This is a genomic window from Saccharopolyspora aridisoli (genome assembly GCF_004348445.1).
Classification (GTDB): Bacteria; Actinomycetota; Actinomycetes; order Mycobacteriales; family Pseudonocardiaceae; genus Saccharopolyspora; species Saccharopolyspora aridisoli.
Genome location: NZ_SMKV01000001.1, coordinates 165,378 through 184,361, shown reverse-complemented (window position 1 = coordinate 184,361; position 18,984 = coordinate 165,378). Strand labels below are relative to the sequence as shown.

The following is an 18,984-nucleotide window of genomic DNA, read 5'->3' as shown; positions in this document are numbered from 1 at the left end:
TCCCGAAGGTGCCCAGGGCGGCACTCCGGTGGTGCACGCCCATCGTTCAAGATCAACCTCTGCGGGCGCATCGAACGGAGGTGGGATGTGGCCGAATCGTTGTGCCGACCAACCGTCCCCTCCTGCCGGCCGAGGGGAACATCCCGGAGGCGCATTGACTTCCACCTAGCACGAAGTCCGAGGATGTAGTCACCCGAACCGCTCCACACCACCACGTCTCGAAGGACCACCAAGTGAACGCCAACTGGTCGACGATGCGCTCGTTCGCGAGCGACAAGTCCGTCACCCGGCAACGCCTGTCCGCCGGCCTGCTGCGCCGCATCGCCGGCTACGCCCGGCCCTACGTGCGCGACATCGTGCCGTTCCTCGTGCTGGTCGCGCTGGCCGCCGTGCTCGGTGTGGTCAACCCGCTGCTGTTCAAGGCCATCATCGACGACGGCATCGTGCCTCGGAACTTCTCGCTGGTGGTGTGGCTGGCGATGGCGGTGGCCGGGGTCGCCGTGCTGGAGGCGGCGATGAGCCTCGCCCAGCGCTGGTACTCCGCCCGCCTCGGGGAGGGCCTGATCTACGACTTGCGCCGGGAGGTCTTCGACCACGTGCAGCGGATGCCGGTGGCGTTCTTCGTGCGCGCCCAGACCGGAGCGCTGGTCAGCCGGCTCAACAACGACGTCATCGGCGCGCAGCGGGCGCTGACCTCGACGTTGTCGTCGGTGGTGTCCAACGTCCTGAGCCTGGTCCTCGTGCTGGCCACCATGTTCACGCTGTCCTGGCAGATCACGGCGGTCTCGCTGGCCATGCTGCCGCTGTTCCTGCTGCCGGTGCGCTGGGTGGGTCGCAAGCTCCAGCGCATCACCCGCGAGCAGATGCAGCTCGACGCGGAGATGAGCTCGCTGATGACCGAGCGCTTCGGGGTGGCCGGAGCGATGCTGGCCAAGCTCTACGGCCGCGCGGACGAGGAGTCCGACCGCTTCGCCCACCGCGCCGAGAAGGTCCGCGACATGGGCATCATCTCGGCGATGTACAGCCGGGTGTTCATGGTGGCGCTAACGCTGCTGGCGGCGCTGGCCACCGCCGTGGTCTACGGCCTGGGTGGCGGTCTGGTGCTGGCCGGGGCGTTCCAGCTGGGCACGCTGGTGGCGTTGGCGACGTTGCTCAACCGGCTCTACGGGCCGCTGACGGCCCTGTCGAACGTGCACGTCGACGTGATGACGGCGCTGGTGAGCTTCGACCGGGTCTTCGAGGTCCTCGACCTCGAGCCGATGATCACCGAGAAGCCCGACGCCCGTGAACTGCCAGCCGGAGCCTCCGACGTCGAGTTCGACCAGGTCTCGTTCCGCTACCCCGCCTCCAGCGAGGTGTCGCTGGCGTCGCTGGAGTCGGTGGCGCGGGCCGACCACGCCCCCGCCCACCCGGTGCTGCACGACGTCAGCTTCCGAGCCGAACCGGGTCAGACGATCGCGCTGGTCGGTCACTCGGGCGCGGGCAAGACGACCATCACGAACCTGGCCGGTCGGCTCTACGACGTCGATGCGGGCGCGGTGCGCATCGGCGGGATCGACGTGCGGGAGGCGTCGCTGGCGTCGCTGTACGATCACGTCGGAGTGGTCACCCAGGACGCGCACCTGTTCCACGACTCGATCCGGGAGAACCTCGCCTTCGCCCGCCCGGGAGCCACCGAGGACGAGCTCGTCGCGGCGCTGCGGACCGCGCAGCTGGGCGAGCTGATCGAGACCATGCCCGACGGGCTGGACACGGTGGTCGGCGATCGCGGGCACCGGCTCTCCGGCGGTGAGAAGCAGCGGCTGGCGATCGCCCGGCTGCTGCTCAAGGCGCCGCCGATCGTGGTGCTCGACGAAGCCACCGCCCACCTGGACTCGGAGTCGGAGGCGGCGGTGCAGCGGGCGCTGGCCACAGCGCTGTCGGGCCGCACGGCGTTGGTCATCGCCCACCGCCTGGCGACCATCCGGGAGGCGGACCGGATCCTGGTGATCGACGGGGGCACGATCGCCGAGGAGGGCACCCACGAGGAGCTGCTCGCCAGGGGCGGTCACTACGCGGAGCTGTACCGCACGCAGTTCGCCTCGGAATCGGACTCCGACGAAGCGGCCTGAGACCGGGTCAGCCGGGCGGGGTCACCGAGAGGGTTCCGCCCGGGTCGACCTGGGCGAGCATGGCCGTGCAGAGCTCGTCGAGGAGTTGGACGTGGTCCTCGTCGAGGCCGTCCATGATCAGCGATCGGACCTGCTCGACGTGGCCGGGGGCGGACGCGACGACCTTGTCCATCCCGACGTCGGTGAGCTCGGCGATGCTGCCGCGCGCGTCGTCCTCGGCCTTGCGGCGGGAGACGTAGCCCTGCTTCTCCAGCCGCGACACCACGTGCGAGACGCGCGAGGCCGAGGCGTTCGACTGCTGCGCGAGGTGGCTCATCCGCAGCTGGTGCCCGGGCGCCTCCGACAGCATCGCCAGCACCCAGTAGCCGAACATCGTCAGCCCGGCGTCGCGCTGCAGCTGCGCGTCCAGAGAGGCCGGCACCACCGCCATCAGGGCGGCCAGCTTCCGCCAAGCGCGCTGCTCGCGGTCGCTCAACCAGCGCGTTGCACTCACGCTCCAGAGCCTAACAGCATTTCAAGCTTCAACGAGGTTGCCCGATCGGTGGCGACACCCCGCGGGCCGCGCAGAACGAGCCGATCTTCTCGCGCAGTTCCACCGCCGCAGGGGCCGCCTGCAGCGGGGTGCGCTCCAGGGCCTTGCCGAGCCGGCGCAGCCGCCGCAGCAGGGCCTCGGTCCGCCGCGTGGCAGCCGCCGCCAGCACCAGGTCGACCTGCTCAGCGGCGCCGTCGAGCTCCCCGCCCCGCAACCGAGCGGCGGCCAGGTCCAGCCGCGCCAGGCACAGCTCGCCGATGCGCTGCCGCGCGGCGGGTTCCTGCGCGTAACCGGCGATGGCGGTGATCGCGTCCCGCTCGGCGCGCGCGAGCCCCACCTGGCCACCGAGCCACAGGGCGGTCGAGGAGGCGTAGCCGTACTGCTTGGCGACCGGGAACTCCATCAACCCGGCCGGGTCGTCGGCCTCGGCGACCTGATCGCGGGCTTCCTCGGCGCGGGTCAGGGCGCGTTCGGCGGCGTGGGCATCGCCCAGCCGCGCCTGCGCGCGGGCCTCCACGGCCGCCAGCCGCACCATGGCGGTACCGGCTTCGGGCTGGTGGCGCAGCCCGTCCTGGGCGAGTTCGACCGAGTCGCGGCACCGGTCGTCCCAGTAGGCGACCAGGCTCTGCGTGCCCCGGAGCCAGCAGCGCAGCGCATTGCTGCCGGCCTGCTCGGCGCACTGGAAGGCGGTGCGCGCCTGAGCTTCGGCCGCCGCGGAGTGCCCGAGGTCGAAGGAGGCGTTGGCCATCGCCGCGCACACCAGTCCGGTGGTGTGGAACCAGTCGCGGGCGTGCTCGGCGGGCACCCGCCGTTCCAGCACCTTCATCGCCCGGTCGCGCAGGTCGCGCAGCGCCACGTACAGCGGGAACACCGGCTGGTGCGGGTAGTCGTCGATGATGCGCGCGACGTCCGCGCGGAAGCGTTCGAGGTTCTGCGGCCCGCTGGGGTCTGGCCGGGTGGGGTTCGCTGGTTCGGTGGCCGGCATGAGCGCCTCGCTCTCGACGTGCCGTCGCCCCGAAAACCGGGCATGGGCCTGCTGCTTCGTCGCAACGGCGGCTCACGCGTACGGTGACAGCCCGCCCGAGGAGCCCGCAAGAGGGCTTTCAGGCGGCGATATCCGCTGCCGAGCGGGTGTTGATGACGCGGTCGGGACCGATGCCGCACTCCTCGGCCCGGGCGCAGCCGTGGAACAGCCAGTCGAGTTGGCCTGGGGCGTGGGCGTCGGAGTCGACGCTGAACTGGCAGCCGAGGTCGCGGGCGAGGTTCAGCAGCTCGCGGGGCGGGTCGAGCCGGTCGGGCCGGGAGTTGATCTCCACGGCGACCTCGTGGTCGCGGCAGGCGGTGAACACCTCTCGCGCGTCGAAGGTCGACTGCGCTCGCTTGCGGACGCCGATGAGCCGACCCGTGCAGTGCCCGAGCACGTCGACGTGCGGGTTGCGCGCGGCGGCGACCATGCGGCGGGTCATCGGCCCCGAGGCCATCCGCAGGTCCGAGTGCACGCTGGCCACCACGACGTCGAGCTCGGCGAGCAGGTCCTCGTCCTGGTCGAGGCTGCCGTCACCGAGGATGTCGACCTCGATGCCGGTGAGTATCCGGAACGGCGCCATCCTCCGGTTGAGCTCGCCGACCACGCCGAGCTGCTCGCGCAGCCGGTCAGCCGACAGACCCCGCGCGACCGTGAGCCGAGGCGAGTGGTCGGTCAGCGCCATCCATTCGTGCCCCAGTTCTCGCGCGGTGGCGGCCATCTCGACGATCGGGCTCCCGCCGTCGGACCAGTCGGAGTGGGTGTGGCAGTCGCCGCGCAGCGCGGCCCGCAGGGTCTCGCCGTGCTCGGGAACCTCGGCCTCGTCGCGCAGCTTCGCCAGGTAGTCGGGTGTTTCACCGCTGTGGGCCTGGGTGATGACCGCGGCCGTGGTGCGACCGATGCCCTCCAGGTCGGTGAGCGCGCCGGTTCCGACCCGCCGGTCCAGGTCGGAGAGCTCGGACACGATCGCGGCGGCCCGGCGGAACGCCCGGACCCGATAGGTGGGTGCGTTCTGCCGTTCCAGCCAGAAGGCGATCTCGCGCAGGGCCGAGACCGCGCCGTCGTCGGTCACCCGTCCTTGGTAGCCGGTGACGCCGTCGTCCGCCACCGTTGCCGCACGACCCTTCCCCGCGGAGGCCCCCCACGCGTTAGATGAACACGAACGTGTCCACTCGACCTTGCGACGGGATGTGCCCATGCAGCAGTACGAGATCGCGGTGTTGGCCGGCGACGGCATCGGCAACGAGGTCATGCCCGAAGCGCTGCGCGTGCTGGAGGTGATCGGCGCGAAGTACGGCGTGCGGTTCGACCACCGCCACTTCGACTGGAGCTGCGAGACCTACCGCAAGACCGGCCGGATGATGCCCGAGGACGGCCTCGACCGGCTGCGCGACCACCACTCGATCCTGCTGGGCGCGGTCGGCTACCCCGGCGTTCCGGACCACATCTCGCTCTGGGGGCTGCTGATCCCGATCCGCCGGGTGTTCGACCAGTACGTCAACCTGCGTCCGGTGCGCCTGCTGCCCGGGGTGACGCCTCCGGTGCGCGACAAGCAGCCGGGCGACATCGACTTCTGGGTGGTGCGGGAGAACACCGAGGGCGAGTACTCGAAGCTCGGCGGCCGCCAGAACGAGGGAACCGACCGCGAGACGGTGCTGCAGACCGCGTCGTTCACCCGCTTCGGCACCGATCGGATCATGCGCTACGCGTTCGACCTGGCCCGCGAGCTCGGCAAACCGCACGTGACCTCGGCGACGAAGTCCAACGGGATCTACTACTCGATGCCGTTCTGGGACGAGCGGTTCGCCGAGATCTCCCAGGAATACCCGGAGGTCCGCGTGGACCAGGACCACATCGACATCCTGTGCGCGCGGTTCGTGATGACCCCGGAGCGCTTCGACGTGGTGGTGGCGAGCAACCTCTTCGGTGACATCCTCTCCGACCTCGGTCCGGGCGTGACCGGCACGATCGGCGTCGCTCCCTCGGGCAACATCAACCCGGAGGGCCGCTACCCGTCGACGTTCGAGCCGGTGCACGGCTCGGCGCCGGACATCGCGGGCAAGGGCATCGCCAACCCGATCGGCCAGATCTGGTCGGTCGGCATGATGCTCGACCACCTGGGCCTCACCGAGGCGGGCGCGGACGTGGTGGCCGGGATCGAGCAAGTGCTCGGCGACCCCACCGCCCCGCGCACCCCGGACCTGGGCGGCACCGCCACGACCGAGGACCTCGGCAAGGCGATCGCCGAGGCGATCAACGGCTGACGCGGGCGGCCACGGCGAACAGCCGGTCCTCCTGTCCCGGTCGGCCGACCAGCTGCAGGCCGACCGGGAGCCCGTCCACCGTTCCGGCGGGCACCGAGATCGCCGGGGCTCCGGCGAGGTTCCAGGGCCGGGTGAGGCCGATCAGCGAGCCGCGCACCGAGGTCGGGGTGCCGTTGACCTCGATCTCGCGCTGGTCGATCTCGGGTGCGGTGACGCAGGTGGTGGGCATGGCCAGCAGCTCGACCTCGCCGAGCAGCTCGGCGACCTCGGCGCGCCAGTCGGCGCGTTCGCCGAGCGCCCGCACGTACTGCCAGCCCGCGGTCTCACCGGCCAGCCGCAGGATCGTCAGGACGTCGTCGGTGAACAGCTGCGGCGCGTCGGCGATGCGCTCGGCGTGCACCGCGTGGGCCTCGCTGAACTGGATCGCGCCGAAGGCCCGCAGCATCCCCTCCCGCCCGCTCGGCCGGACCTCGCGCACGTCGATCCCGCCGACGTCCAGCGCCGCCCGCGCGACGCCGGTGATCCGGGGGTCGGTGGGGTGCAGCAGGTCCGGCGGGATCCAGCCGAGCGACACCTCGGAGCCGTGCTCGCGGCTGGGCATCGGCCGCAGTCCCGCCAACACCCGGTAGGCCAGTCGGCAGTCGGCGGTGCTTCCGGCGAGCACGCCGACGTGGTCGAGCGAACGCGACAGCGGGAACACGCCGTCGGTGGGAACCGCGCCGTGGGCGGGTTTGAAACCAGCGACCCCGCACAGCGATGCCGGGATGCGCACCGAGCCGCCGGTGTCGGTGCCCAGCGCCAGCGGCACCATCCCGGCCGCGACCGCCGCGCCGCTGCCGCCGCTCGAACCGCCGGTCATCCGCCCGGGGTCGTGCGGGTTGCGCGAAGGTCCGTTGTAGGCGCGGTCCCCGGTGGGGCCGAAGGCGAACTCGTGCGTGGTGGTCTTGCCGATGATCACCGCACCGGCTACCCGCAACCGGCGCACGCACTCGGCGTCCGATGTGGACACGTGGTCGGCGAAGTGGGCCGAACCCATGGTGGTGCGCAACCCCGCCACGTCGATGATGTCCTTGACCGCCACCGGGATGCCGTGCAGCGGGCCCCGGTCGAGACCGCCGGACAGCTCGGCGTCGGCCTCCTCCGCCGCGCGCAGCGCGCCTTCGCGGTCGAGCGTGACCACGGCGTTGAGCTCGCCGTCGAGCGCGTCGACCGCGCCGAGCGCGGCCGTGGCGAGGTCGACGGCGCGCAGCTCCTCGCGGCGCAGCTGCTCGCCGAGCTCATCGATGGTGCGGCCGTGGAAGAAACCCGTCGTGTGCTGCGTTCCGGTGCTCAAGGCGCCTCCCGCCCGGCTGATCAGCGAAGGGCTCATCTTCGGCTCGCGAACGACGGTCCGTCAACGCTCGGCGCGCACCGCGGTGATCACCATCAGCACCGCCACCAGCAGTGCCATTCCCAGCGACAGCACCGTCACCCCGGCGTCGTGCGCGGGTCCGTGCCCGGACAGCCCGGAGAGCAGCGATTTGACGCCGAGGAACACCAGCAGCGCCGAGAACCCGACGGACGCGTCGGGCGCCCGCGCGCACAGCCGGGCGGTCAGCCGCACCAGTCTGACCGCACCGAGCAGCGCGAGCAGGTTCGCGCACAGCACCACCACCGATCCGCCGCCGGTCGTCGAGACCGCGAAGACGCCGAGCGCCACCGCCGCCGGAACCGCGCCGAGGCTCAGCGCCCCGGCCTGCGGCAAGCCGGACTCGCCACCCCGGAACAACCACCACGCGGCGAGCAGCACCAGCAGTCCGAACAGCGCCGAAATCCACGCGACCCCGACGACCCCGGTGGCGGCCAGCACGATCCGCGTCAGAGCCGAGGCGCCGACGGCGAGCACCACCAGCCTCTTCGCCGCGGAAACCTGGTGGGTCAGCACCACGAGGACGACGACCAGGTCCACGGTGACCGCGAGAGCCGAACCCCAAGCCGCCAGGAACTCCCCGGCCACCACCGGTGAACCGATGCCCAGACCGGCCGCGACGAGCAGCGCGGCGGCTGTTCCCGCTCCGATTACGGGGAGGTCGTGCCGCGTGGGGGCCCGGCCTCGGGCGCAGATGAGCAGGTCGGTGGCCAATGCTGCGAGCAGCACGGTGACCGATGCGAGCAGGAGCAACGCGGGCACGCTCATCGGCGCCTCCGGCAGTGGGGAGCGGATCGTTCCCCGCGGACCTCGGCTCTGGGGCCTGGCACCGGTGGTTGTAGTCCGGCCGGAGGGTGGTGTCCAGGACCACTCCGGTTATCCATCCGTTCGGCCCAGCGGCCGCTCCACACTGGACGAACCAGTTCACCGCTCGCGGCTCCGCGCCCACAGACCGGGATACTGTATGCTAAAACCACGGGCTGAGCCCGTGGCCACCGTCGGTACGAGCAACCGGAGCTGACCGCATGTCGCTGACCTCGAAGCTGTCCGAAGGCATCGCCGCCCGCCAGGTGGCGCGCCCGGTCCCGTTGCGCGAGACGGTCTACGAGGCCATCCTCGAACTGATCATCACCGGCGAGCTCGAACCCGGTCAGCACCTGGTCGAGAAGGAACTGGCCGAAGCGCTCGGCGTCTCCCGCCAACCCGTTCGCGAAGCCCTCCAGTGGCTCCAGAAGGACGAGTGGGTCGATCTGCGCCCGGGGTACGGCGCCTTCGTCCACAGCCCCACCCCCGAAGAGGCCGATCAGCTCCTCGGCGTGCGCACCCTGCTGGAGGCCGAATCCGCCCGACTGGCGGCGCTGAACTCCACCAAGGACGGCGTCGTCGAGCTCAAGCAGATCTACAAGTCCGGTCTCGCCGCGCTCAAGGCCGACGACGTCGAAGCGGTCGTGGCCGCCAACGCCGAGCTGCACGCCAAGATCACCGAGATGTCCGGCAACAAGGTCCTCAACGAACTCGCCGCGCAGATCAACCGCCGAGTCCGCTGGTACCACACGCCGGTCGCCAAGAGCCGCGGCAAGCAGGCCTGGGACGAGCACTCCGCGCTCATCGACGCCATCGCCAAGAAGGACGGCGACACCGCGTCCAGCCTCATGCGCGAGCACACCGAACACACCCGCAAGAGCTACCTCGATCACAGCACCGAGGACTAGATCAACTCCACACGCTCCGGTTTCTCCGTTGTGAAAGCACCAAGAAAGCTGAATCGTGCACCATTCGTGGTGCCTGCCTGGGGCACATGGGCGTCCGGTGTTGGATCGGCGGTCGCTCGGGTGGCCGGGCGCCGGTTCGGTGAGTGATGGGGGATTCATCGCGCCGGCACCGGCGTCACCGTTCAGGAGGGGGACCGGAGAGCGGCCGCTTGTGGGGAGCGGCCGTTCTTTCCTCTCCACAGCCGCCTCCTACGCCAAGAGCGCGTTCCCGCAGGCGATTCTGCCCAGGAGGTCCAAGGCTCGATCCGCCGCGAGCTGGCCGTGGGCCGCGGTGTGGGCGTCCCTGAAGCGGCGTTCCACGCCGTAGTCCTGGCGGAACGCGTGCTGGCCGCACACCTTGATGCCGAGTTCGGCGACCTGGACGGCGTTCTCGCCGCTGATCGCGCGGGCTTGCAGCAGTCGTTGCAGACCGTCGGGGCGCCAGTCGTGCTGGACGGCGTCGGCGAGCACCAGCTCGGCGGTGTCCACCCGCGTTCGCATGCGGGCCAGGTCGGCCCTGACCTCGGGTTGCTCGGCGGGCGGGTCCTGCCAGCGGGACCAGGACGGCTGCGGGCCGGTCACGCATTCGACGCCGCGAGCGAGCACCGCTTCCATCAGGCCCAGCGCGAGCGCGGCCTGCAGGGCGCACGACCAGGGCAGGATCACTTCCAGCAACTCCTGCACGGCGCCTCCCTCGCCACCGATCTCGGCGGAGGAGGGCACCAGGACCGGGTCCGCGGTGATGCTCGCGGTGGCGCTCCCGCGCAACCCCACCGCGTCGGCTGATGCGGGTACGCACAGGCCGGGAGCTTCAGCCGGGACCAGCCACAGCGACAGGCCGCCGCGCTGCCCGGCGCGCGGGCCGGTCCAGACGTAGCTGTCGGCTTCACCGGCCGAGACGACCCAGTTCTTGCGGGCCGACAGGGCGACCACTCCCCCGCGCGATTCGACGCGTCCTGCCGGGACCAGTCCCGGGTTCCCGGTCTCGGCCAGCGCCAGGCTGCTGAGGTGCCTGCCGGCGGCGATCGCGCGCAGGAGTGCCGGATCGGCGTGGCGGACCAGCACCGCCGTGGCCGCGTAGTGGGCGGCCAGCACCGCAGCGGTGGATCCGCAGACGCGGGCGACCAGGCCGGTGACCTCGACCGCCTCGCCGAGGCCGAGACCGTAGCCGCCGTGCCCGGTCGGCAGGGTCAGGCCGAGCAGACCGGCCTGACCGAGCGCGTCGATGTTCTCGCGCGGGAAGCGCCCTGCACCGTCGGTCTCGCGGGCGCGCCGCTCGATGGTCGTGCGCAGGACGCGGTCGAGGGCGTCGCGGTGGTTGCGGGCCATCATCGTTGGCCCCTGGCCGGGCCCGCCGCGATTTGCGCGCGGCAGGCCCGGGTGCTGCTGCGGTCGAACATGCTCACTCCCGTGGGATGTGCCGGGCCGTCGCGGGTTCGCCGGGCGCGAGCCGCTGGCCGAGCAGGTCGCCGAGTGCGTTGACGGTGCGCAACGTGGGGGCTTCGGCGCCCACCAGGTCGGCCAGTTCGACGACCGCGGTGAGCATCGCCTCCAGTTCCAGGGGTTTCCCCCTCTCCAGGTCTTGCAGGGTCGAGGTCTTGTGGTCACCGGTGCGCTCGGCGCCGGCCAGACGCCGGTCGATGGCGATGTCGGGAGAGCAGCCGAGCGCGGCGGCGATCTCCAACGATTCGCGCATCATCGCGGCCACGAGCTCCCGCACGCCCGGGTGACGGCACATCCCGGCGAGGGTGGCTCCGGTGAGCGCGCTGATCGGGTTGAAGGCGACGTTGCCCATCAGCTTGATCCAGATGTCGCGGCGGATGTCGTCCTCCACCGGGCACTTCAGCCCGCCGGCGATCATGGCGTCGCTGAACTCGCGGCAGCGCCCGGAATCGCTGCCGTCGGGTTCGCCGACGGAGAAGCGGGTTCCTTCCCGGTGCCGCACCACTCCGGGGGCGTCGAGTTCGGTGGCGGCGTAGACCACGCAGCCGATGGCGCGGCGTGGCGGCAGGACCCGGCTGACTGCGCCACCGGGATCGACGGTGTCGATGCGGTGGCCTTCGAAGGGGCCGCGCAGTCCGTGGAAGTACCACCACGGAATCCCGTTCTGCGCGGCGATGATCGTGGTGTCCTCCTTGAGCAGGGGGTGGACCAGTGGTCCGCAGGTGGCGTAGGAATACGCCTTCAGGCCGAGGACGACGTGGTCGACCGCGCCGATCTCGGCCGGATCGTCGGTGACGTGGGGCGAGACCTGGAAGTCCCCGCGAGGGCTGAGCACCCGCACGCCGTTGGCGCGCAGCGCGGCCAGGTTGTCCCCACGAGCCAGCAGGCTCACGTCCGCTCCCGCCCGATGCAGGCAGGCGCCCACGTACGCGCCGATGGCACCGGCGCCAACAACAGCGACTCTCACAATCGATCTCCGCTCTGGTCTTGCGGCCAGGCGCAGGTGTCGGTGCATTCAGTATACAGTATGTGAACCATCGAGCAAGATTCTTGCTCTCCGAGCCTTCGGAAGTGCGCCGGGATCGACCCGCTGACCAGCTGATCCGCACTCGATGTGTCTACTGTGGACGCATTTCGGCCGGCGACGATTTCCGCGGCGACCTATGGACACCCGCGCTTCGCTGCGGTATGCCTGATAAGGACCTCATACGGTATGCAGTATGGAGACGACCGCAGACGCGTGTTCACACAAGGGGATGAGCGCTGATGGCCCAGACGGCACCCGACAACGCAGGCGAACCCGATCAGATCTCCGGCGGTCACCTCGTCGCCAAGGCGCTCAAAGCCGAAGGCGTGGACACGATCTTCACCCTCTGCGGTGGCCACATCATCGACATCTACGACGGCTGCGTCGACGAAGGCATCGACGTCATCGACGTGCGCCACGAGCAGGTCGCCGCCCACGCCGCCGACGGCTACTCCCGCATCACCGGCAAGCCCGGGTGCGCGGTGGTCACCGCAGGCCCCGGCACCACCGACGCGGTCACCGGCGTGGCCAACGCCTTCCGAGCGGAGAGCCCGATGCTGCTCATCGGCGGCCAAGGCGCGCTGTCACAGCACAAGATGGGCTCGTTGCAGGACTTGCCGCACGTGGACATGATGAACCCGATCACCAAGTTCGCCGCCACCGTGCCGCACACCGAACGCGCCGCCGACATGGTCTCGATGGCCTTCCGCGAGTGCTTCCACGGCTCCCCCGGCCCGTCGTTCCTGGAGATCCCGCGCGACGTGCTCGACGCCAAGGTCCCGGTGGACAGAGCCCGCATCCCGCAGGCGGGCGGGTACCGGGCCACCACCCGCTCCGCCGGTGATCCCGACGCGGTGCAGAAGCTGGCCGATCTGCTGGTCAAGGCCGAGAAGCCCTGCATCCTGCTGGGAAGCCAGACCTGGACCTGCCGGGCCACCGAATCGGCGGTGAAGCTCGTCCGCGAGCTCAACCTCCCCGCGTTCTGCAACGGCGCCGGGCGCGGCACGCTCCCGCCCGGAGACCCGCTGCACTTCCAGCTCGCGCGGCGCCACGCGTTCCAGAACTCCGACCTGATCATCATCCTGGGCACGCCGTTCGACTTCCGGATGGGCTACGGCAAGCGCCTCTCCCCGGATGCCACGGTCGTGCAGATCGACCTGGACTACCGCACGGTCGGCCGCAACCGCGACGTCGACCTGGGCATCGTCGGCGACGCCGACGCGGTGCTCACCGCCCTGTCGCAGGCCGCGTCCGGACGCACCGACAACGGGGCAGGCGGCCGCAGGAGCTGGGTGCAGGAACTGCGCGAGGTCGAGAACGCCGCGCTGACCAAGCGCCTCCCGCGCCAGCACTCCGATTCCTCCCCCATCGACCCCTACAGGCTGGTGCACGAGATCAACGAGTTCCTCACCGAGGACTCGATCTACATCGGCGACGGCGGCGACATCGTCACCTTCTCCGGCCAGGTCATCCAGCCCAAGGCCCCCGGCCACTGGATGGACCCCGGACCGCTGGGAACCCTCGGCGTCGGCGTGCCGTTCGCCATGGCCGCGAAGAAGGCCTGCCCCGACAAGGAAGTGGTGTGCCTGTTCGGCGACGGCGCGTTCAGCCTCACCGGCTGGGACTTCGAGACGATGGTGCGCTTCGACCTGCCGTTCGTGGGCATCGTCGGCAACAACTCCTCGATGAACCAGATCCGCTACGGCCAGATCGCCAAGTACGGCGAGGACCGCGGCCGGGTCGGCAACACCCTCGGCGACATCCCCTACAGCAAGTTCGCGCAGATGCTCGGCGGCTACGGCGAAGAGGTCCGCGACCCCGCCGACATCGCACCCGCGCTGCAACGGGCGCGCGAGTCCGGCAAGCCGTCGTTGATCAACGTCTGGGTCGATCCCGAGGTCTACGCCCCGGGAACGATGAACCAGACCATGTACAAGTGAGACCCCGTTCCCGGAGTCCTTTCCGCCTTGAGGTGCCAGTAGCGAGAGTCCACCGAGCGGCTTGGCCGCTTCAGGAGCAAAGAGGTGCCAGTCATGAGTGCATTGGAAGGCGTGCGCGTCCTGGACATGACGCACGTCCAGTCCGGACCGTCAGCGACGCAGATCCTGGCCTGGCTCGGGGCCGACGTGGTCAAGCTGGAGGCACCCACCGGCGACATCACCCGCAAGCAGCTGCGCGACGTCGCCGACGCCGACAGCCTCTACTTCACGATGCTCAACTGCAACAAGCGCAGCATCACGCTGAACATGAAATCCGAAGCGGGCAAGGAGATCTTCACCAAGCTCGTCGCCGAGTCCGACGTGCTGGTGGAGAACTTCGGTCCCGGAACCGTGGACCGCATGGGCTTCACCTGGGAGAAGCTGCGCGAGATCAACCCGAAGCTGATCTACGCCTCCATCAAGGGGTTCGGCGACGGGCCCTACACGCACTTCAAGGCCTACGAGGTGGTCGCCCAGGCCATGGGTGGTTCGATGTCCACCACCGGTTTCGAGGACGGCCCGCCGATGGCCACCGGTGCCCAGATCGGCGACTCCGGAACCGGGATCCACACCGTGGCCGGGATCCTCGCCGCGCTGCTGCAACGCGAGCGCACCGGAGCCGGCCAGCGCGTGTCGGTGGCGATGCAGCACGCGGTGCTGAACCTGTGCCGGGTGAAGCTGCGCGACCAGCAACGCCTGGCGCACGGCCCGCTGCGCGAGTACCCCAACGCCGATTTCGGCGATGAGGTCCCGCGTTCGGGCAACGCCTCCGGCGGTGGTCAGCCGGGCTGGGCGGTGCGCTGCAAGCCGGGCGGCGACAACGACTACATCTACGTCATCGTCCAGCCGCAGGGCTGGGCACCGATCGCGAAACTGATCGGCAGGCCCGAGCTGATCGACGACCCCGACTGGGCCACGCCGGAAGCCCGTCTGTCCAAGCTGGACAAGATGTTCAGCATGATCGAGGAGTGGACGCTCGGTCACGACAAGTGGACCGTGCTGGCCGCGCTCAACGAGCACAACGTGCCGTGCGGTCCGATCCTGTCGACCAAGGAGATCATCGAGGACTCCTCGCTGGCCGACAACGACATGATCGTCAGCGTCGATCACCCCGAGCGAGGCGAGTTCAAGACGGTCGGCTGCCCCATCAAGCTCTCCGACTCCCCCGTCGACGTCCAGCGCTCCCCCCTGCTGGGCGAGCACACCGCCGAGGTCTTCCGGGACCGGCTGGGCATCGACGAGTCCGAACTGGCCGAGCTCAAGGCGAACGGAGTGATCTGAAGTGGCATACGACGGTGCCCGCGTGCGGGAGGTGCTCGACGCGGTGCGGTCCGAGGGCCGGGCTGCGCTGACCGCGCCCGAAGCCAAGCAGCTGTGCGACGCCTACGGCATCCCCACCGCCGGTGAGGGCCTGGCCACCAACGCCGACGAGGCGGTCGCGCTGGCGGCCGAGTTCGGCGGCCCGGTGGCGCTGAAGATCGTCTCGCCGGACATTCTGCACAAGACCGATGCCGGCTGCGTGCTCGTCGACGTCAGGGGCGAGGACGACGTGCGGGCCGGCTACCGGCAGGTCCTGGCCAACGCCCACGCCCACACCGAGAACCCGGCGATCGCCGGGGTGCAGGTGCAGCAGATGATCAGCGGCCAGGAGGTGATCGTCGGAGCCACCACCGACCCCACCTTCGGCAAGGTCGTCGCCTTCGGCCTCGGCGGTGTGCTGGTGGAGGTGCTCAAGGACGTCACGTTCCGGCTGGCTCCGCTGAGCGCCGGAGAGGCCAGGGCGATGCTCGACGACATCGCCGCGGCCGAGGTGCTGCGCGGTGCGCGCGGTGCGGAACCGGTTGACACCGAAGCGCTCTCGGACGTGCTGCGCAGGGTCTCCGAGCTGGTCAGCGACTTCCCGGAGATCGCCGAGCTGGACCTCAACCCGGTCTTCGCGACGCCCTTGGGCGCCACGGCGGCCGACGTGCGGATCGTGCTGCAGACCGAGGAGCCGGTGGTGACGCCGCAGCGCTCGCAGGAGGAGATCCTGGAGTCGATGCGGCGGCTGATGACGCCGAGCAGCATCGCGGTGATCGGAGCCTCCAACGAAGACGGCAAGATCGGCAACTCGGTGATGAAGAACCTGATCAACGGCGGGTACGCGGGAGAGATCCACCCGATCAACCCCAAGGCCGACGAGATCATGGGACGCAAGGCGCACAGGAGCATCACCGACGTGCCGGGCGAGGTGGACGTCGCGGTGTTCACGGTGCCCGCGAAGTTCGTGGCCTCCGCACTGGAGGAGTGCGGCGCGAAGGGCGTCGCGGCGGCCGTGCTGATCCCCTCAGGATTCGCCGAGACCGGCAACCACGAGTTGCAGGAGGAGGTCGTCGCGGTCGCCCGCAAGCACGGGATCCGGCTGCTCGGCCCCAACATCTACGGCTACTACTACACCCCGCAGAACCTGTGCGCGACGTTCTGCACCCCCTACGACGTGCGCGGCGGGGTGGCGCTGACCTCGCAGAGCGGCGGCATCGGCATGGCCATCCTGGGCTTCTCGCGCACCACGAAGATGGGCGTGTCGGCGATCGTGGGGCTGGGGAACAAGTCCGACGTGGACGAGGACGACCTGCTGACGTTCTTTGAGCACGACGACAACACCAACGTCGTGGCCATGCACCTGGAAGACCTCAAGGACGGGCGGGCGTTCGTGCGGGCCGCCAAGAGCATCACGAAGAAGAAGCCCGTGGTGGTGCTCAAGGCGGGCCGCACCGACATGGGCGCGCGAGCGGCCAGTTCGCACACCGGAGCGCTGGCGGGCAACGACAAGGTCTACGACGACATCCTGCGCCACTCGGGCGTGGTGCGGGCTCCCGGGCTCAACGAGATGCTGGAGTACGCGCGCGGCCTTCCGGTGCTGCCCACGCCCCAGGGCGAGAACGTCGTGATCATCACCGGCGCCGGCGGGTCCGGCGTGCTGCTGTCGGACGCCTGCGTGGCCAACGGTCTCGACCTGATGGACATCCCGCCGGACCTCGACGCGGAGTTCCGGCGCTACATCCCGCCGTTCGGCGCGGCGGGCAACCCGGTCGACATCACCGGGGGCGAGCCCCCGAGCACCTACGAGGCCACCATCCGGCTCGGGTTGCGGGATCCGCGGATCCACTCGCTGGTCCTGGGTTACTGGCACACCATCGTCACCCCTCCGATGGTGTTCGCCGAACTGGCTTCCCGCGTGGCCGAGGAGGCACGCGCGGAAGGGATCGACAAGCCGATCGTGGTGTCGCTGGCGGGCGACACCGAGGTGGAGAAGGCGGCGGACTACCTGTTCGACCACGGCATCGTCGCCTTCCCCTACACCACCGAGAAGCCGGTGGCGGTGCTGGGCGCGAAGTACCGGTGGGCCAGGTCCGCCGGACTGCTCGGCTGATCGGCCGCCCGTCAGGCACGCGGCGGCGCCGCCTTCTCCTCGTCCCACCTGAGCATCCGGTTCCGCCGCCTGCACCGCCGAGCAAAGCTCCACAGCAAACAATGGACAAGGAGGTCCGATGTGGACGCTGACAAGGCGCCTGGGAGAGACGATCAAGAACCGGTATTAGAACCCGGCGGTCGGGTCTGGAGCGCGGGCGGGCTGGAACCCATGCCCATCCGCAAGCTTCCCGACGCACCGCCGTCGATCCACCTGCTCGGCCCCACCGTGTTCCTCGTCGCGCTCGGTGTGGGCATGGGCGAGTCCTACATGTGGCCACGGTTGGTGCTGGTCTTCGGCCCGGAGATCCGGTGGCTGTTCCTGATCGGGGTCACGCTGCAGGCCGTGGTCATGCTGGAGATGGCGCGCTACGCGATGGCCACCGGGGAGAGCATCTTCTCCGGTGCCGCGCGCGTGGCGAAACCGCTCATGTGGTTCTTCTTCATCACCGCGATGGCGGTCTACATCTGGCCCGGTCACCTCTCGGCCGGAGCCGCGGCCCTGGAGCAGATCACCGGAATCCCCTGGTACATCTCCGGATGCGCCGGGCTGCTGCTGGTCGGGGTCATCTTCACCATGGCCAAGGTGATCTACAGCCTGCTGGAGAACGTGCTGTCGGTCCTCATCGGCCTGCTGGTGGTGGGAACGGCCGTCATCGCATCGCTGGTGGGCAACTTGGACGACCTGACCAGCACGATCGCGGGCATGTTCCACTTCGGGTACTTCCCGGAGGCGGCGATGTCACCGGAGTGGTTCCCAGTGGTGGTCGGCGCCATCGCCTTCGCGGGTCCATCGGGCATGCAGCAGATGTGGTACACGCTGCACCTGCGCGATTCCGGCGCCGGCATGGGCGCGCACATCCCGCGCATCCGCGGTCTCAGGCACGCGGGCGAGGAGGAGGTCATGCCCTCGCGCGGGTTCATGTTCGACACCGACGACCCGGCCGAGATGGCCAAGTGGAAGGGCTGGCGGCGCTGGGTCACCTTCGACGCCCTTCTGCTGTTCTGGGGCGTCACGATGCTGGTGACCATCTCGTTCACGGTGCTGGCGCAATCGGCCTCGCGGGAGAACCCGGACGTGAAGTCGCTGATCGAGAGCGGTGAGCGGGAAGCCGCGCTGTCGGCGATGTCGGACGCCTTCTCCTCGGCGGGTTCCCCGCTGCTGGGCACGGTGTTCCTCGGGTTCATCGCCCTGATCGGGCTCAACGCGACGCTCGGGCTGTTCGACTCGTTCTCGCGGGGCCAGGCCGACATGACCTACAACTTCGTGCCGGGGGCCAAGCGCTTCCGGATGTCGCACCTCTACGCCGCGTTCCTGTGGGGCGTGATCATCTTCGGGATCCTGATCCTGCTGTTCGGCCCGGCCGACGGACCGAGCGCGATCCTGGACATCCTCGCGTTCCTGTCCACCTTCGCGATGGGCGCCTACTGCGTGGTGCTGCTGCTGGTGAACAACAGGATGCTGCCCAAGCCGATCCGCCCGAAGTGGTGGAGCAACCTGATCATCGGTGCGGGAGCGGTGTTCTACCTCGGAATGCTGTTCTACAGCCTGGTGCGCTTCGGAGTGGTCGTGAGCTGATATGACCGAGACGACGAGGATCACCGCCCCAGGCTTGGTCATCGGCACCGTCGCCGGGCTGTTCACCGCCTTGTTCACGCTGGTCGCCGGTGGACCGCCGGCGTGGGCGGTCACGGCCGGGCTGATGCTGGCGGTGCCGCTGGCGGCCTTCGGCGCGGGGTGCAGCGCGCTGCGGCTGCGCGGGGTGCTGCGCGGCGGCGCGTTCGCACCCGTCGCGCTGTACTGGTTGATCGCGTTCCCGCTGGCGCGGCTCGTGCAGGAAGTGGGCACCAGGCTCGCGGTGGGCGACAGCTTCTCGCTGCCGCCGCAACCGGTTTCGTTCCTGATTTACCAGGCGCTGATCAGCGTGGGGTTCGCGATCGGTTTCGTGTGGGTGCAGGAGCGGCTGGTCCGGGGTGGCGCCGGGAGATGAGCGC

Annotated in this window: 15 protein-coding genes; 8 read left to right on the top strand and 7 right to left on the bottom strand. The window is 70.0% G+C overall.

Going from position 1 to position 18,984, the window contains the following annotated elements; translation table 11 throughout:
• Window positions 1–254: 254 nt before the first annotated feature.
• Window positions 255–2,111 (top strand): ABC transporter ATP-binding protein, encoded by a 1,857-nt coding sequence (locus E1161_RS00840; protein ID WP_132618706.1) that lies wholly within the window; start codon window positions 255–257, stop codon window positions 2,109–2,111.
• Window positions 2,112–2,118: 7 nt separating this feature from the next.
• Here the strand turns inward: E1161_RS00840 and E1161_RS00835 are convergent, their stop codons facing one another.
• The 3 genes from E1161_RS00835 to E1161_RS00825 all read right to left on the bottom strand — a co-directional run bounded on the left by E1161_RS00835 (window position 2,119) and on the right by E1161_RS00825 (window position 4,775).
• Entirely contained in the window at window positions 2,119–2,604 is a 486-nt protein-coding gene (locus tag E1161_RS00835) for a MarR family winged helix-turn-helix transcriptional regulator (RefSeq protein ID WP_207920029.1), read from the bottom strand.
• A gap of 28 nt (window positions 2,605–2,632) precedes the next feature.
• Complete coding sequence (locus E1161_RS00830; RefSeq protein ID WP_132618457.1) at window positions 2,633–3,628, bottom strand: hypothetical protein; 996 nt, start codon at window positions 3,626–3,628, stop codon at window positions 2,633–2,635.
• Window positions 3,629–3,746: 118 nt separating this feature from the next.
• On the bottom strand, window positions 3,747–4,775 hold the full coding sequence (locus tag E1161_RS00825) for a PHP domain-containing protein (protein WP_408011920.1): 1,029 nt from the start codon (window positions 4,773–4,775) through the stop codon (window positions 3,747–3,749).
• An 88-nt stretch (window positions 4,776–4,863) separates the two neighbouring features.
• On the opposite strand from E1161_RS00825, the gene E1161_RS00820 reads away from it, so the two are divergent.
• Entirely contained in the window at window positions 4,864–5,931 is a 1,068-nt protein-coding gene (locus tag E1161_RS00820; protein WP_132618453.1) for a tartrate dehydrogenase, read from the top strand.
• On the opposite strand, the gene E1161_RS00815 is transcribed toward E1161_RS00820, so the two are convergent.
• Together E1161_RS00815 and E1161_RS00810 are read right to left on the bottom strand one after the other, a co-directional pair.
• Entirely contained in the window at window positions 5,921–7,264 is a 1,344-nt protein-coding gene (locus E1161_RS00815) for an amidase (protein ID WP_235874686.1), read from the bottom strand. The two genes, E1161_RS00820 and E1161_RS00815, sit on opposite strands and share 11 nt — an antisense overlap.
• A gap of 60 nt (window positions 7,265–7,324) precedes the next feature.
• A complete protein-coding gene (locus tag E1161_RS00810) occupies window positions 7,325–8,107 on the bottom strand; it encodes a hypothetical protein (RefSeq protein ID WP_132618449.1) in 783 nt (260 codons plus the stop codon).
• 257 nt (window positions 8,108–8,364) lie between these two features.
• Between E1161_RS00810 and E1161_RS00805 the strand changes: the two genes are divergently transcribed.
• Window positions 8,365–9,051, top strand: a complete 687-nt coding sequence (locus E1161_RS00805) for a GntR family transcriptional regulator (protein WP_132618447.1) — start codon at window positions 8,365–8,367, stop codon at window positions 9,049–9,051.
• Window positions 9,052–9,300: 249 nt separating this feature from the next.
• On the opposite strand, the gene E1161_RS00800 is transcribed toward E1161_RS00805, so the two are convergent.
• Window positions 9,301–10,422 carry an acyl-CoA dehydrogenase family protein gene (locus E1161_RS00800; protein ID WP_132618445.1) on the bottom strand — a complete coding sequence of 374 codons (1,122 nt, stop codon included), beginning with the start codon at window positions 10,420–10,422 and terminating at the stop codon, window positions 9,301–9,303.
• 70 nt (window positions 10,423–10,492) lie between these two features.
• Window positions 10,493–11,500: a 2-dehydropantoate 2-reductase gene (locus E1161_RS00795; RefSeq protein ID WP_132618443.1), complete on the bottom strand. Its 1,008-nt coding sequence runs from the start codon at window positions 11,498–11,500 to the stop codon at window positions 10,493–10,495.
• Between the two features lie 299 nt (window positions 11,501–11,799).
• On the opposite strand from E1161_RS00795, the gene E1161_RS00790 reads away from it, so the two are divergent.
• The 5 genes from E1161_RS00790 (at window position 11,800) to E1161_RS00770 (ending at window position 18,980) form a co-directional block, all read left to right on the top strand.
• Window positions 11,800–13,500, top strand: coding sequence for a thiamine pyrophosphate-binding protein (locus E1161_RS00790; protein ID WP_132618441.1), 1,701 nt, complete (start codon window positions 11,800–11,802; stop codon window positions 13,498–13,500).
• Between the two features lie 93 nt (window positions 13,501–13,593).
• Window positions 13,594–14,820, top strand: a complete 1,227-nt coding sequence (gene frc / locus E1161_RS00785; protein WP_132618439.1) for a formyl-CoA transferase — start codon at window positions 13,594–13,596, stop codon at window positions 14,818–14,820.
• Window position 14,821: 1 nt separating this feature from the next.
• Window positions 14,822–16,951, top strand: a complete 2,130-nt coding sequence (locus tag E1161_RS00780; RefSeq protein WP_132618437.1) for an acetate--CoA ligase family protein — start codon at window positions 14,822–14,824, stop codon at window positions 16,949–16,951.
• Between the two features lie 120 nt (window positions 16,952–17,071).
• Complete coding sequence (locus tag E1161_RS00775; RefSeq protein ID WP_235874685.1) at window positions 17,072–18,568, top strand: Nramp family divalent metal transporter; 1,497 nt, start codon at window positions 17,072–17,074, stop codon at window positions 18,566–18,568.
• A 1-nt stretch (window position 18,569) separates the two neighbouring features.
• Window positions 18,570–18,980 (top strand): hypothetical protein, encoded by a 411-nt coding sequence (locus E1161_RS00770; RefSeq protein WP_132618435.1) that lies wholly within the window; start codon window positions 18,570–18,572, stop codon window positions 18,978–18,980.
• The last annotated feature ends 4 nt before the right edge of the window (window positions 18,981–18,984 follow it).

Coding starts and splice junctions, on each gene's coding strand:
- E1161_RS00840 (WP_132618706.1), top strand. CDS start 255: ATGCGCTCGTTCGCGAGCGACAAGTCCGTCACCCGGCAACGCCTGTCC.
- E1161_RS00830 (WP_132618457.1), bottom strand. CDS start 3,628: ATGCCGGCCACCGAACCAGCGAACCCCACCCGGCCAGACCCCAGCGGG.
- E1161_RS00820 (WP_132618453.1), top strand. CDS start 4,864: ATGCAGCAGTACGAGATCGCGGTGTTGGCCGGCGACGGCATCGGCAAC.
- E1161_RS00810 (WP_132618449.1), bottom strand. CDS start 8,107: ATGAGCGTGCCCGCGTTGCTCCTGCTCGCATCGGTCACCGTGCTGCTC.
- E1161_RS00805 (WP_132618447.1), top strand. CDS start 8,365: ATGTCGCTGACCTCGAAGCTGTCCGAAGGCATCGCCGCCCGCCAGGTG.
- E1161_RS00800 (WP_132618445.1), bottom strand. CDS start 10,422: ATGATGGCCCGCAACCACCGCGACGCCCTCGACCGCGTCCTGCGCACG.
- E1161_RS00790 (WP_132618441.1), top strand. CDS start 11,800: ATGGCCCAGACGGCACCCGACAACGCAGGCGAACCCGATCAGATCTCC.
- frc (WP_132618439.1), top strand. CDS start 13,594: ATGAGTGCATTGGAAGGCGTGCGCGTCCTGGACATGACGCACGTCCAG.
- E1161_RS00770 (WP_132618435.1), top strand. CDS start 18,570: ATGACCGAGACGACGAGGATCACCGCCCCAGGCTTGGTCATCGGCACC.